This is a genomic window from Cohnella sp. GbtcB17 (assembly GCF_019091135.1).
GTDB lineage: Bacteria > Bacillota > Bacilli > Paenibacillales > Paenibacillaceae > Cohnella.
The window spans coordinates 36,815-53,001 of the sequence record NZ_JAGXJW010000015.1; the positions used below are offsets into that span (position 1 = coordinate 36,815).

General features: G+C 61.9%; 5 protein-coding genes. 2 read left to right on the forward strand and 3 right to left on the reverse strand.

What is annotated here, in order from left to right:
- Positions 1 to 25 precede the first annotated feature (25 nt).
- Entirely contained in the window at positions 26 to 1,705 is a 1,680-nt protein-coding gene (locus tag KVT38_RS10305; RefSeq protein WP_217593626.1) for a DUF11 domain-containing protein, read from the reverse strand.
- On the reverse strand, positions 1,702 to 8,415 hold the full coding sequence (locus tag KVT38_RS10310) for a DUF7507 domain-containing protein (RefSeq protein WP_217593627.1): 6,714 nt from the start codon (positions 8,413 to 8,415) through the stop codon (positions 1,702 to 1,704). The genes KVT38_RS10305 and KVT38_RS10310 overlap by 4 nt, the downstream gene beginning before the upstream one ends.
- 252 nt (positions 8,416 to 8,667) lie before the next feature.
- Between KVT38_RS10310 and KVT38_RS10315 the strand changes: the two genes are divergently transcribed.
- A complete protein-coding gene (locus tag KVT38_RS10315; protein WP_217593628.1) occupies positions 8,668 to 12,513 on the forward strand; it encodes a cadherin-like beta sandwich domain-containing protein in 3,846 nt (1,281 codons plus the stop codon).
- Positions 12,514 to 12,705: 192 nt separating this feature from the next.
- Here the strand turns inward: KVT38_RS10315 and KVT38_RS10320 are convergent, their stop codons facing one another.
- Positions 12,706 to 13,998 (reverse strand): arsenic transporter, encoded by a 1,293-nt coding sequence (locus KVT38_RS10320; RefSeq protein WP_217593706.1) that lies wholly within the window; start codon positions 13,996 to 13,998, stop codon positions 12,706 to 12,708.
- Positions 13,999 to 14,320: 322 nt separating this feature from the next.
- On the opposite strand from KVT38_RS10320, the gene KVT38_RS10325 reads away from it, so the two are divergent.
- On the forward strand, positions 14,321 to 16,165 hold the full coding sequence (locus KVT38_RS10325) for an assimilatory sulfite reductase (NADPH) flavoprotein subunit (RefSeq protein WP_217593629.1): 1,845 nt from the start codon (positions 14,321 to 14,323) through the stop codon (positions 16,163 to 16,165).
- The last annotated feature ends 22 nt before the right edge of the window (positions 16,166 to 16,187 follow it).

The following is a 16,187-nucleotide window of genomic DNA, read 5'->3' on the forward strand; positions in this document are numbered from 1 at the left end:
TACTTTAAGCGACTCCTATCCGCATTCATTCTTCGATGCCTTCGATCCATACGCTGTAATCGTTCGACTTCGACAGGCCGGCATGCTCCCGTCCGTTCAGAACGAACGTATAGCTCGCCGTCAAGCTTCCATCGATCGTCTCCAGCGTCGTGTCCCGGGGTACGATGACGCGATAGACAAAACGCTTGATTTGATCGGGCGCCAGCATGCCCAATACGACCGAGCCGTTCGGCAGCAGTGCAGCCGGAACGCCGTCGATCAGAACGCCGCTGCCCGCTAGCACGGTACCTGCCGGCAGCAAGCCTCCCGCGACTACCGAAGCCGCGACGTTGCCCGCGTTCGATACCTCGGCGCGGAAAACGATCTCGTCCCCCGGATAAATCTCCGGCGGGTCCGCCTTCACCTGGACGGCGACCAATGGCGAAACGACGCGGGTGACGACGGTATCCGACGCGGCAGCCGCGCGCACTGCGCGCCCGTCGTTTAATCGAAAGGTATAAATCAACTCCGCCCGATTCGAGTAGTCCGGCAATAGCGCGGCGCCGTCAGCGAGCGGTGGGACGCGCGCTTGAAAGACTACGATGACCCGACCGCCGGGACCGATCGTCCCGATCGGAATGCCGACGCCGGGAGGGACGACGACGGCTGAGAGTCCGCCGACCGACACGCTGCCGGCGACCAAAGTCATCCCGGCCGGCAAAAAATCTTGCAGTGTCGCTTCGATCGCGATTCGCGAAGCGTTGAAGGCGACGAGCGTATACGTGATCGGGTCTTCTGGCGCGACCTGACCGGGGCTCGCGGTCAGCGTCAGCGTCGCCTCGGGCCGGACCACGACGACGGAAGCCGTGTTCGTGGCCGTCGAATACGTTTGCCCGGACGCCGCATAGGAGACGAACGCATTCACCTGCAATACGGTTCCGTCGGGCAAGTCGCCGACCTGCCCGGCAAACGTCGCTACTGCCGAGCCGCCCGCGGCGATCGTCCCGACCGCGATGCCCGACGCCGGTACGGCGCCGGGCGAGCGAATCTCGTCAACGGCGACGCTGCCGGCCAGAAAGGCGAGACCTTGCGGCAGCGCTGCGACGATGTTGACGCCGGACACCGGGACAGCGCCTTCGTTTCGCACGACGATATCGTAGTAGACGACGTCCTCGGCGAACGTCTCGCTCCACCGGGTGTTGACGGTCGCTGATACTTTGACGACGAGGACCGGCACCGTCGTTTCGTTGGATTCCGCTTCTCCGCGCGAGACTCTGCCTTCAGGCGTCGCGAAGGCGAACTCGGCGCGCGCCCGGTTCGAGATCGCACGCGATTCCGGAATCGCGATCACGACGAGCTGGAACGTGACGAGGACACGCCCGCCCGGCGCAACGCTGCCGAGCTGAATGCCGGAAGGCGGATCGGCGCCGGGCAGCGGCACGCCGTTCAGCAGAACCGAGTTTGAGACGAGAGAGGTCCCCGCTGGCAGCGGATCGAACAGCTCGACGTCGGCAGACGCATTGCCCGCGTTTGCCACGCTCAATCGGTACACGATCGTCGACCCGAGCTCGGCTTGCGCGGCGTCCGTCGTCTTGGCGACAGAGATCGCCGGTCCGTACAACGGAATAGATACGACGTTGGAATAGGCGACGGATGGACTGAGTCCCGACGTGAACCGGACATGCGATTGATTGCGCAAATACGGATCCGGCAGGAGGGGCGTCATATCGTGACGACCTGAACCTGGAACGTGACGGTGACCGTCGCGCCGGCCGCAATCGAGCCGACCGCGATGCCCGTATTCGGGTTGGCCCCGGGGCGCGCGGCGCCGTCGACCGTGACGCTGCCGTTCACGAAGACCGTGCCGACGGGAACCGGATCGACGATTACGACGTTGTTCACCGTTTCGATGCCGCTGTTGGACACCAGGATCGTGTACGTGATCAAGTCGCCTACAATGGCGTCCACCGCGTCCGTGCTCTTCGTAACGACGACATCCGGCGCAGACACAGGTATAACGAGCGTATTCGAAACTGCGGTCCCGTTGAGTACGCGGCCGTCCGGTGGCGAATACGTGTAGGTGGCCGTCGCCTGGTTCGACAGCTGCTGCGGCGACGGCAGCGCATCTACGGTCACTTCGAGCGTGACGGTCACGTTCACGCTGGCACCCGGAAGCACCAGGCCGACCGGGATGCCGCCCGCAGGATCGGCGCCGGGCTGCGGCACGCCGTTCACGATGACGCTGTTCGGCACGAACGCGGTGCCGGCAGGAATCGTGTCCGTCAGCGTCAGATCGGCCGCCAGATTGCCCGTGTTCGTGATGTTGATGCTGTAGAGGACCGTATCGCCAACGGTCGCGTTCGTCGTATTCGCCGATTTGAGCATGGCGATGATCGGCTGGTAGACCGGCGTGACGACCGTGTTGGAGAACGCCGTAGCGGAGAACGCGCCGGAGGTGAAGCTGACGGAGGCGCGATTGCTGAGCGAATTGGATACGGGCAATGACGTGACATTAACCGTATACGCCACGGTTACCGTGGCGCCCGGCGCGATGGAACCCAGCGCGATCCCGGCCTCCGGATTCGCATTCGTCCGCGGCACGCCGTCGACGGTCACGCTGCCGGGGACGAAAACGGCGCCGGTTGGCGTCGGATCGTTCAAAAGCACATTGTTGATCGCCACGATGCCGTTGTTCTGAACGGCCACGGTATACACCAGGTTGTCGCCGACGACGGCGTCGGTCGCCGAAGCGGACTTGACGACGCCGACGTTCGGCGCGCTCACCGGCACGACAAGCAGGTTCGAAAGGAAGGAGCCGCCGAACGTGCGCCCGTCGGGAAGCGTATAGGCGTAGGTGGAGGACGCCTGGTTGGACAGCAGTTGACCGGGCGGCAGCGAACCGACGATGACGGAAAACGTAACCGTTGCCGTCGACGCTACGTTCGGCACGAGGATGCCGGCGGTTGGATCCGAACCAGCAGACGGTTGCCCGTTGATCAACACACTGTTAGGAACGAGCGTCGTGCCGGCCGGTATGTTGTCCGTCAACGTCACGTTCGCCGGGTAATTCCCCGAATTCGTCAGCGTGATCGTATAAGCGACCGTATCGCCGACCGTCGCATTGGCGGTGTTGGCAGTCTTCACGGCGGACAGCGCCGGGATATACACCGGCGTTGTGACGGTATTCGAGAAGGTGACGCCGGAGAATGCGCCCGACGTGAACGTGACCGTGGACTGGTTGACAAGCGTCTGCGTCTGCGGCAGCGATGTGACCGTCACGTTAAACGATACCGTGGACGTCGCGCCTGGCGCGATCGCCGGGATGCTGACGCCTGTCGCCGGGTTGGCGGCGGGCCTGGGGACGCCGTCGACCGTCAGCGAGCCCGGGACGAACGCCGTGCCAGGCGGGAACGGGTCGGTGAAGATGACGTTGCTCACGCTTGCGATGCCGTTGTTCGCGATGACGGTCGTATACGTTACCGTGTCGCCAAGCGTCGTAGAAGTCGTCGGCGTGCTTTTTGAGACGGCGACGTTAGGCGCTGACACCGGTATCGTTACCAAGTTGGACAGCGCGGACCCGGTCAGCGTGCGCGAGTCGGGAAGCGTAAACGAATAGGCGGCCGTCCCTTGGTTAACCAGCTGCTGTGGTGAAGGGAGCGTGTCGATGACGACCGAAAACGTGACCGTGCGGGTGCCGCCGGCTTCGATCGGACCGAGCGCGATGCCGGTGGACGGATCTGCGCCGGGAAGCGGGAAGCCGCCGAGGATCACGCTGTTCGGCACGAAGACGGTGCCCGCCGGGATGTTGTCCGTCAACGTCGTCGTGGCGGGGTAGTTGCCGGTATTCGACACGTTCAGCGTGTAGGTCACCGTATCGCCGACCGTCGCATTGTCCGTACTGGCCGACTTCGATACCGAGATTACCGGCTGGTAAACGGGCGTGGATACGACGTTGGAGAAGGTCACGGCCGACAAGGCGCCCGAAGAAAAGCTGACGGACGCCTGGTTGGCGATCTCGGCCGGATTCGGCACCGACACGACGGTGACGCTGAATACGACCGTCGCCGTGCCGCTCGGCGCAAGGGTGCCCAGCTGGATACCGCCGGACGGTACCGCACCGGGAGCGGGAATACCGTTCACGATCACGCTGCCCGGCACAAAAGCGGCGCCGGGAGGCACTTGATCGGTCAACAGCACGCTGGTGACCGCTTCGATGCCGCTGTTCAGCACGGTTACGGTATAGGAGATCGTATCTCCGACAGTTGCGGCTATCGAAAGCGTCGACTTTGAGACTGCAACGTTCGGAGCGGATACGGGAAACGTGACCGTATTGGATGTCGCGTTCTGCGTGATCGTGCGGCCGTCCGGCGTCACGTAGACAAGGACGGCCGACGCGGTGTTGGACAGCTGCTGCGGCGTCGGCAACGACGTGACGACGACGGAGAAGGTGACGACGACCGTCTGTCCGGGAACGACGACGCCGAGCGGTATCGGTGTCGTCGGGGTCGCGCCCGGCTGCGGGACGCCGTCGACGATGACGCTGTTCTCCGAAAACGTGGTGCCGGCGGGGATCGTATCCGTGACGGTCACGCTAGCGCCGAAATTGCCCGAATTGGTCACGTTGATCGTATAGACGATCGTGTCGCCGACCGTCGCATTGCTCGTGCTGGCGCTCTTGACGAGCGCAATCTGCGGCTGATATACGGGCGTGACGGTCGTATTCGAAGCCGACGTGCCGGAGAAGGCGCCGGACGTGAAGCTGACCGTCGATTGATTTGTGATTTGAGACGGTATCGCCATCGTGATTATCACCTCAAATGTGACGGTAGCCGTCGCCCCGGGGGGCAACACTCCGATTAAAATACCTGCCGGCGGGTTCGCGGACGGCCTCGCGGTGCCATTGACGCGTACGCTTCCGGGCACAAAAGCTGCGTTCGCGGGCAGCGGGTCGGAAAAGACGACGTCTCTAGCAGCCGGCATTCCCGCGTTCGAGATGACGGCGGAAAACGTCAAGGTATCGCCGACGATACCCGAAGCCGGCGCGACGGCTTTGACGACGCGCACATCGGGCGCGGAGACGGGAACGGAAGATACATTGGACACGGCTGAGCCGGGAATTTGCCTGCCGCCGGGCAGCGTATACGTGTACGAAGCTGAAGCTTGATTGTCCAGCCGTTGGGACGGCGGCAGCGCGTTGATCGTGACGAGGAAGCTGACGACGACCGTTTGGCCGGGGCCGACGGATAGCGGGATGCCCGTAGCGGGACTTACGCCCGGCGTCGGCGTATCGCCGACGATAACGCTGTTCGTTTGAAACGTAAGACTGGCCGGCAACACGTCGACGATCGTAGTCTGTGCCGCTGTATTGCCCGAATTGGACGCCGCGATAAAATAAGTAAACGTATCTCCTACGGTCGTACGCGTCGCGCTGGCGGTTTTAACAAGCGAAAGCGCCGCCTGATAGACGGCGGTAACGGCCGGCGCGGAGGCCGAAGTCCCCTGGAAAGCCCCTGACGTGAACCCGACTGACGCTTGGTTGGACAGCTGAGCCGGATTCGGCAGCGAAACGACAGTCGCCTGAAAAACGACGGTTGCGGACGAACCTGGATTCACCGTGCCAAGCGGCACGCCCGCGGGCGGATTGGCGGTCGGCGATGCAACGCCGTTGATCGTTAAACTGCCCGGCACGAAAGAGGCGCCGGTCGGGACCGAATCGGTCAAGACCGCGTTCGTGACGGGCGCAATGCCGTTGTTGGAAACGACGATCGTGTAGACGAGCGTATCGCCGACCGCCGCGTTCGCGAGATTAACAGACTTCGTTAAGGAGACATTCGGCGCGGAGGCGCCGATCGTCAGCGTATTGGAGACGGCCGAGCCGTTCAGCGTACGTCCGCTGGGAAGCTGGTACGTAAAACCGACGGCGCCTTGATCAACAAGCGTCGGCGGGGAAGGGAGCGAACCAAGCAGCGTCCGGAAAGTCACCGGTACCGAAGCCCCGGTCGCGATCGTACCGATCGAAATACCCGTAACCGGCGAAGCGGACGGCTGCGAGACGCCTCCTACCGTGACGCTGCCGGCGATGAAGGACGACCCTGCCGGTATGTTGTCGGTCAACGTCGCTTGAGAGACTGCGATATTCCCGGAGTTAGACACGTTAAGCGTATATATAATGGTGTCGCCTACCGTGGCGTTCGTATGGTCCGCGCTTTTGGCGACGGCGACGATCGGCTGGTAGACCGGCGTCACGATCGTATTGGACAGCGATTGACCGTTAAACGTGCCGGAGCTGTAAGATACGGACGACTGGTTGCTTATTTGCGCCGTGGTCGGCAGCGAGTTGACCCGAACTTGGAAAGTAACGGTGACCTGGGCGCCGGCAGCCAGAGTCCCGAGTGCGATGCCGCTGGCCGGGGACGCAGCGGGACTCGACGTCCCGCCTACGACGACACTTCCCGCGATAAAAGAAGTGCCGGCGGGGACCGCATCGGACAGGATCGCGTTCGTAATCGCTTCGGTCCCGTTGTTCGCGACGACCGACGTATAAGTCAGCGTCTCGCCGACCGCCACGTCCGTCAGATTGGCGCTTTTGACGACAGTTACGTTTGGCAGCTTGACCGGAACGGTGACCGTATTCGAGGCTGCGGAGCCGGCTACGGTCCGCTGATCCGGAGGCTGGAACGTATACGTCGCCGTCGCCTGATTGACGAGCTGCGACTGGGCGGGCAGCGCGTTGACACGCACCTGGAAGCTTACCGTTGTCGTGGCTCCTGCTCCAAGCGTCCCGATAGCAACGCCCGTTGCCGGATTCGCCCCCGGAACGATGACTCCGTTCAGACGGAAGGTGTTCGTTTCGAACGACGAGCCTGCCGGAATGTTGTCAAAAAACGTCGTGACCGCGCCGGCATTGCCCGAGTTGGCGATCGAGACCGTGTACGTCACCAGACTACCGACCGTCGCATTATTCGTACTTGCGGTTTTGGTCATCGTGAGCACCGGCGAATACACGGGGATCGTATATGTATTCGACGGAATGACGCCGGAAATGATCGAACCGCCGGCCACGCTCTGGAACGTAAAGGCTGCGTTTGCGATGTTGGTCAGCTGCTGCGGGCTCGGCAGCGAGGTGACCCTGGCCTGGTAGGTCGTCGTGACGGAGGTACCCAGCGCCAGCGACCCGAGCGATACGCCCGTCGTTATGTCGAACGTCGGACGCGAGACCCCCGCCACGACGACGCTGCCCGCGACAAAGGTCGCGCCGGGCGACAGCGCATCGGTAAGCACGACACTGGCCGCGTTGGCGGTGCCGGAGTTGCTGACGGTGACGCTGTACGTGACGACATCGCCGACGATCGGCCCCGTCACGTTCGAGCTTTTGGCCACCGCGATGATCGGCGCGTTGATGTCGACCTGGATGGCGTTGCCGTTCAGGACGTAAGCGTCGCCGGACGTCGTCAGGCTGAGCACGGCTGACGACTGGTTGTTCACCAGCCGCGCGGAGATGTCGACGTTGGTGATATCCCAGCCTTGCCGTCCGCCGACGATGTTCGTGCCGGGCGCTCCGTTCGTCTGGTTGCGCGTACCGAAGGTGCCTGACGTGTTCAGCTGACCGAGATCGTTGTTGATTTGCGAGGCGAAAAAGTTTGCGGCGAAATTGTTCGGTCCGGACAACGCCACGAGAGAAGTGGCCGTCGGACCGAACAGCGCCTGATCGCCGGTCCGGTTGGCGTCTCCTTCCTGCGCGCTAAACAGCGCTCTGCCGCCGAGCGCGCCGGAGATCGGCGTCGCGAAGCCGGTGAGCGTCGTATTGACGGGACCCGACGAGGCCTGAACGAGCACAGCCCCGGCACGCAGCGACATGTTGCGAAAAGGGAACGTCGGATTTTGATAGATGACGCCAAGCGTCCAGCCTGCATGGTTGGCCGTCGTGTCGCTCGGAATCACGATCGTGCCGACGACGCCTGCGGTTACGTATGTGCCCGCGCCTCCGGATTGAATGTGCGAGGTGACATTGCTCGAGCGCACGTACGCCAATGCGCCGTTGCCCAGGTCGACGGAGTTGGCCGTCGCGGCATCGGGCGAGATGCTGAACGTGCCGGCAGGCGTCGTCAGGCTGACCGGGTTGTTGATCGCCGAGGTCAGATTGACGCTGCCGTTGACATACGTGCCGCCCCAGATGAGCTCCGCATACAGAATGGTGCTGCCTGCAGGAAGAACGAGGACGGCGGCGGAGCTGTTGAGCTGATAATTGCTTGTCGTGCCAGCCGGGTACGTGCCGTATTGCGACGCGGCGCTCGTCGTCGTAAACGCGCCGATGCTGTCCAGCATGCCCGGGACGCCCGCGTTCTCGGAGCGGCTGAGCCCAAGCGTATTGCCGGTGAACGTAATGGCGCCCGTCGCGTTGAAGGTCGCCCGGACGATAAGCGGAATGGGGAACACCTCCTTTTTGTCCCATTGGCGTTGCCTGCACCACGTCTTGCGCGCATTGCGCATTATTTGAACTATATGAGGGGAGCTTGGGCGAATTGTTCGTACCGCTTAAATTTTATGATTCGTGCGGCGTTCCCGTCAAAAAAGAGGATAGCAGGATTTTCGATGATTCGATTATAATCGAGTGATTATGACAAGTTTTTCAAACGGCTGTGCATCAAAAAAAACAGCCCGTTTTGCGCACATCGAAGGAGGGGAGCCATGATTCGCAACTGGGGGATTTTCGCGTTGGTTTTTCTGATGATCGGCGTACCCGTATCGCTGGCGTCCGGCGGAGCCGCCGGCGCGGCGGCGTCCTCGCGCATTGCGGTGATCAGGTCGCTGAGCGGCGACGTGCAGGTTCAAAAGGCGGGCGGCGCCAAGACGTTTAAGGCGTTCGCGAAGCTGAGCCTGAACCAGGGGGACAAGCTGATGACCGGGAGCGACGGGGCCGCCGAGCTTCAATTCGCCAACGGCACATCGGAGGACGACCTGCTTAGCGTAGGGGGCCAATCGACGATCACCTTTTCCAAGCTGTCGGATAAAAAAGGGACCGTCACCCGCGTGAGCATGCTGAAGGGAACGGCTTGGGTGGACGTGAAGTCAATCAAGAGCAAGGACGACGACTTCCGCCTGGAGACACCGACGGCGGTCATGGGCGTGCGCGGAACGGCTTTTTACGCGGCCGTCCATCCCGATTCCGGCGCGACGACGACGGCGGTCCTCTCGGGCGTCGTACAGTTCGCGAAGACCGGAAGCGCGTCCGCGAGAGCCGCCGCGCTGAACCTTTATCCGACGCAGGAGACGATCGCGCTGCCGGACGGCGAATCGGCCGATGCGGACCTCGTGATGCTCCTCAATATTGGCGAGCTCGTCCGGGGGATGCCGCCAGCCGTCATCGGTTCGCTGCTTCGAAGCAAGTCCAAGATCGACGACGAAAACCGGGAGCTCGCGGCCCGGTTCGCGCAGGACAAGCTGCCATCGTCACTCGGCGCCACACCCGAGGATCTTGCGCGTTTCGAGCGGAACGCGTTCGATCTGACCGGCGTGTTCGCCAAGCAGGCGATCGAGCAGAAGAAGCTCGATCTCGCAGAAATCCAGCGGATCGAGCGGGAACAGGGCACGACGTTTAGCCTGGATAAGACCGAGCTTCAATGGACCGAAGCGGACAAGCAGAAGCAGGAGGCCGCCAGGCAGAGAGAGGCGGCTTCAGCCGCCAGGCAGGCGGAGGATGCCGCCGCCAAGCTGAAGGCGCTACAGGAGCGGCTGGCGGATCGCCTTCAGGCGATCGAGCAAGCGAAGCAGGCGCAGCTTGCAGCCAACAAGGAGGCGGCCGCGGAAGCGCAAGCGAAGGCAGAGGCCGCGCTTCAATCGCAAATGACCGATGCGCAAAAGGCGCAGTTCCAGATGGACAAGGCGGCGAATCAAGCGTCAGCTCCCGTTCCGGCGGCGACGCCTGCCGCGACACCGACGGCGACAACGGCCGCAACACCGACACCGACACCGACGCCGGTCGCGACACCGACTGCGGCACCGACGGCGACACCGGTCGAGACTCCGACGCCGTCGTCCGAGGCAAGGCTCGCTTCATTGGAGGTAAACGGCGCGACACTGAACGCGGCCTTTTCCCCAAGTCGTCTAAGCTATGCCGCTGTCGTGAACGCCGGCGTTGCGGGCATAACGGTTCGGCCCGTCGCTGTTGATTCTGCGGCTACGATCTCGGTAAACGGAGAACCGACCGACGGGGGCGCAAAATCCGTCCGGCTGGAATACGGTTCGAACACGATCGATATTCGAGTCACCTCTCCCGACGGTTCGCTTGCTCGCGACTATATCGTCACGATAACGCGGGAGCTCCTCGATGTCGCCGACGTCGCCATCGGCGCGGCCCATGTGCAGATCGACTTCGCGAGCGGCAGCTTGTCTACGCCGATCAGCGTGCCCGGCGATATCGATTCCATCGATTTGACGCTGCGAGCGGAGGAAGCTCCCATCATCCGGGTCAATGGCACTGCCGTACCCGCGTCACCCGAGACGACGAGTCCGGCGAATGACGCCTGGCGGTATACGTTGCCGCTGCAGACCGGCTACAACACGATTGCCGTTGCGGCGGAGGCCGGCGGCAAGAGCAAGACGTATACGCTGTACGCGAACCGGCAGTCCCTGAACAGCGGATTGTCGGGCCTGACCGTCAAAAGCGCGGACGGGCAGCGCGAGTTCGGCGCTTCTCTCGGCCAGGACGGCAAGTTCAGGACGACGATTCCGACCTTGATGACGGAAGGACAGCTCGTCTTCTGGCCGTCGGACAGCCGTTCCACGATGATATTGAACGGCGCCTCGTACGCCTACGGTCAGGCCGCGCCGATCTCGCTCGCATCGAACGTCGCCGAGATCGGGCTGACGATACGGTCGGAGAGCGGTACGACGACCGATTACACCCTTGCGCTCGACCGCTTTCCGATCGGAGGCGGGACCGATGCGACGCTGAGCGGCATCAAGCTGATGAACGGCAGCCTGCAGACCGGCCTTTTGACGCCCGATTCGAATCTTCGATTGGCATTGGACGTGCCCGCGACGCGGAGCAGCGTCGAATTCCAGCCGACGTTCTCCGAGAGCGAGCGATTCTGGCGTTATATTCGAGTGCGGCTAGCCGGCTCGACGCAGGATTTATATCCCGATATGCAGACCAGCAATTATACGATTCCGCTGAACGCGACCGGGGAGACGGCCGTCGAGATCGTGATTCAATCCGCGGACAAAAGCGCAACGAACACGTACACATTCATCGTAGGGAAGAAGATTTTGGGCGAAGCCGTTCGCTATGACGCGGTTGCTGGACAGACACTGACCGGGCAGCTGGAGGGAAGCGACCCGGCGGGGCTGCCGCTCACATATGCGCTCGTACCGGGGAGCGGGCCCGCATTCGGATCGCTCACGGTGAACCCGGACGGTTCGTTCCAATATCAAGCTGCGGCGGGAGCGCTTGGCACCGACGCGTTCGACTACACCGTATCCAACGGCACGGATATCTCCGCGCCGTCCACCGTGACCATTTTCGTTCAGCTTCCCGCGCCGGCGCTGATCGGTCTGGAGGCATGGAACCTGGCGACGAACGGAACGCCGGTCAATCCTTATTATTTGGGCGAATCGGCACAGGCGTCCAACACGTTCGAATATGCGAAGTACCTAGAAGGTATGCCCAGCGCCATCGATTTGACGTACCGCTTCGATAGCTCCGTCCAGTCGGCAAGCTTGATTTACGACGACAATCAAAATACGCCTCATAACGTGGATCTGCTTGCGGCCGCGGGCGCCGCGACGTTGACGAACCTCAAATACGGCGAAAACCGAATTAAAATCGTGTATGTGCGAGAAAACGGCGACAGCACGTCTACGACCTATACGGTTCAATGGAGGCTGTATACGACATTGTCCTTGTACACGCCGCGCGGAATCGCGAACGGAGCGACGGTCCCGGTGTTCGGCGCGGGGCTGACCGCATACACCGCATCGGTCCCGGCGAACGCCGATCGCATCCGTCTGCAGCTTGAGACCGCCGATCCTTACAGCACGTTCGAAGTCGAATCGAACGGCACGCCGGTCGCCGACGACGGCAGCGGCTACCTGGTTAATCTGTCCGGCGGCTGGAACCGCGTGACGGTTCGCCTGAACCGGCTGGGTCTCGGCGCCGACTACGACGACTACAAGATCGACATCTACCGGGGCGACGAGGTGCCGGAAGGCTATGCGCTTCGCTTGACGGCGCAGGCCGTCCCCGGCGACGCGGGCATCTCATTCGCGCCGGACGCTTCGCGGTCCACGCTGTTATCCGGCCATGCGCCTGCGGGATCGACCGAGATCATGTTGGCGCCAGTCGCCGAGCTGTCCGACACGTATATCGGCGGCGTATACCTGGTTAAAAACGGCTGGTGGGAATGGGTGAATGCGACCGCGCAGGGATCCGGGATTTATCGCATTCCGCTCGACGGCGGCAGCGCGCACGTCTATGTGTTGGTGAACAAGTACGGCAGGCCGCCCATGGTTTACGAAGCGGACATTACGCCGTAAAACGGCACGGAACGTGCATTTTGCGAGAAACATGTTAAAGCCGCTTCCTCCTTGCGGGAGGGAGCGGCTTTTCATCATCATGTTAGAAAGCATAAACATCAACAGGTGACGCTGTACAAAGTCTCTTTGCTCGCAGCACGCCGTACTCTCGACAGGTGTCACAGTACAACTGGACGGCGGCGATACAAGGCGTCATCCAATAATGACGAGCCAAAGGTAAAGCCCTGCGAGCGTAATGAACAGAACCGGAACGGTTAATACGATGCCTGTCTTGAAGTAGGCGCCCCAGGTGATTTTTACGCCTTTGCCGGACAGCACATGAAGCCAGAGCAGCGTAGCGAGCGATCCGATCGGCGTAATCTTCGGACCGAGATCCGAGCCGATGACGTTGGCATAAATGAGCGCTTCGCGAACGACGCCGCCCGCGTGCGCTTCCTGGATGGCGAGCGCATTGATCATGACGGTCGGCAAATTATTCATGACGGAGGAGAGGATCGCGGAGACGAAGCCGGCGCCGACCGCGGCCGCGAACAAGCCATGCTCGCCGATCCACGAGAACACTTGGCCCAGTTCGTCGGTCAAGCCCACGTTGCGGAGGCCGTATACGACGACATACATGCCGACGGAGAAAAAGACGATCGCCCAGGGCGCTCCTTTGACGAGCTTGCGGGTATGCACCGCTTCGCTCCGCCTGGCCATGAACAGGAAGACGACGGCCGCGGCGCCGGCGATGGCCGCTACGGGCACGGCGATGTACGCGCTGAGCAAATATGCGACCAGCAGCGCGGCGAGGACATACCAGGAGGCTTTGAACATGCGGAGGTCCTTGATGGCTTCCGCCGGCTGTTTTGCCTGCGTCCAGTCGTACGTTTTCGGAATCGTTCTTCTATAGTACATATAAAGAACCAGCAGGCTGGCGCCGACGGAGAACAGCGTCGGCACGAGCATTTTCCCCGCGTATTCCGCGAAGCCGATGCCGAAAAAATCGGAGGACACGATGTTCACCAAATTGCTGATGACAAGCGGGAGAGAGGCGGTATCGGATATGAATCCGCTCGCCATCACGAACGGCAGGATCATGCGCTCGTCGAACCGGAGCGCCCTTACCATGGCGAGAACGATCGGCGTCAAAATGAGCGCGGCCCCGTCGTTCGCGAAAAAGACGGACACCGCTGCGCCCAGCAAAACGACGTAAACGAACATGGCGTTGCCGTTGCCCCGGGCCGCGCGGGCCACATGAAGGGCGGCCCATTCGAAAAAGCCGATCTCGTCGAGCACGAGCGAGATGACGATGATCGCGACGAAGGTCAGCGTCGCGTTCCAGACGATTCGAGCGACTTCGCCGACGTCGGCAAAGTCGACGACGCCGCAGGCCAGCGCGATCAGCGCGCCGCCGCAGGCGGACCAGCCGATGCCGAGCCCTCTCGGCTGCCAGATGACGAACACTAGCGTAATTAAAAAGACGAATAAAGCGAGCGCGAGCATAAATCCTCCCCGATGATGGACAAACTTGCGGTCTTGCGGCATCGATTCGAATGACAATTGCATGGAAGGCAACTGCTACGCGTCGCGGACCGAGCCGCATCCGCAGTAATTATACATGCGGCTATTTATAGAAGTAAATAAATATATGCTGCCATACGGCACCCTTCAAATTTATAACGACTATCAAAAATCCTTATATCCGCATCTATCCTCTTGGCGCTGCACTTGTGGTATAGTTTTCAAAAGGATTATGAATCGCGCGGCGCGCTTCGGCGCATACGAAGCGGTAAACGTCATTCGAACTATCGTGAGGTGGAGAACGTTGCAACTGCAGGCAACCAACAGTCCGTTCAGCCAGGAGCAGGCCGATCTTCTGAATCAGCTGCTGCCGGCCTTAAACGACGCTCAAAAGATTTGGCTCAGCGGGTATCTTGCGGCAGCCGCATCCGCGCAAGCGTCGGCGCCTGCCGCAGTCCCGTCGGCGACATCGCCGGCCGCGGCGCCTGCGAGCAAGGAAGTTACAATCTTGTACGGCTCCCAGAGCGGCAACGGCCACGGCATTTCCAAGAAAGCGGCCAAAATGCTCGAGGAAAAGGGCTTCCATGTCACATTGTCCTCGATGAGCGATTTTAAGACAAACCAGCTCAAAAAGGTGGAGCAGCTGCTCGTCGTCGTCAGCACGCACGGCGAAGGCGAACCGCCGGACAACGCGATATCGTTCCACGAGTTTTTGCACAGCAAGCGCGCGCCTCGCCTTGAAGGCGTCAAATATTCGGTGCTTTCGCTCGGCGACAGCTCGTACGAGCAATATTGTCAGACCGGCAAAGAATTCGACGCGCGTCTCGAAGCGCTCGGCGCCACGCGTTTCCACGATCGGGTCGACTGCGACGTCGACTTCGAGGAGCCTACGAAGGCTTGGCTCGAAGGCGTATTGGCGCGCCTGACCGAAGCGCAGGGAGGCGGCGGTTCGGCTGCCGCTCCGGTTACGGCACCGGCGGTCGCCGGTCCCGTCGCGCCGTCCGCTCCCGCGGTGGAGTCCGCATACTCGCGGACGAATCCTTTCGAGGCCGAGGTGCTCGCGAACATTAACCTGAACGGCCGCGGCTCGAACAAGGAAACGCGCCATCTCGAGCTGTCGCTCGAGGGCTCCGGGCTCGTCTACAAGCCCGGCGACGCGCTCGGCATTTACCCGCACAACGATCCGGAGCTGGTCGATCTGCTGCTCGCGGAGACGAAGTGGGATCCGCAGGCCGAGGTGGTCATTAACAAGCAAGGCGACAAGCGTCCGCTGCGCGAAGCGCTAATCGAATATCTCGAGGTCACCGTCCTGACGAAGGCGCTACTCGAGAAGCTGGCGCCGCTGGCGACGAACCCCGACCTGGCCCAGTTGACCGCGGCGGGGAACGAAGCCGCGGTCAAGGCGTACGTGAAGGGCCGGGACCTGCTGGATTTCGTCCGCGACTACGGCCCGCTGCAAGGTACGGCGCAGGACGCGGTCTCGCATCTTCGCAAAATTCCGGTGCGGCTGTATTCGATCGCAAGCTCACAGACGGCGAATCCGGACGAAGTTCATCTGACGATCGGCGCGGTCCGGTACGACGCGTTCGGAAGAGCGCGCAAGGGCGTCTGCTCCACGCAAACCGCCGAGCGCCTCGAAGTCGGCGACAAGATCGCGGTGTACGTGCAGCCGAACAACCACTTCAAGCTGCCGGAAGATCCGAACACGCCGATCATCATGGTCGGTCCGGGCACGGGCATCGCGCCGTTCCGCTCGTTCATGCAGGAGCGCGAAGAGACAGGCGCGCAAGGACCGTCGTGGCTGTTTTTCGGCGACCAGCACTTCACGACCGACTTCCTGTACCAGACCGAATGGCAGCGCTGGATCAAGGACGGCGTGCTGACGCGCATGGACGTCGCGTTCTCGCGCGACACGGACGAGAAGGTATACGTGCAGCATCGCATGCGGCAGCATTCGAAGGAACTGTACGAGTGGCTGGACAAGGGCGCGGTGTTCTACGTGTGCGGAGACATGAAAAACATGGCGAAGGACGTTCACCAGACGCTGGCGGAGATCATATCCGCGGAAGGCGGCAAGAGCCTTGAGGAAGCGGAAGCTTACCTCGCCGAGATGAAGAAAAGCCACCGTTACCAACGGGACGTATATTGATCGCGAGGTAGAGAGGAGTACC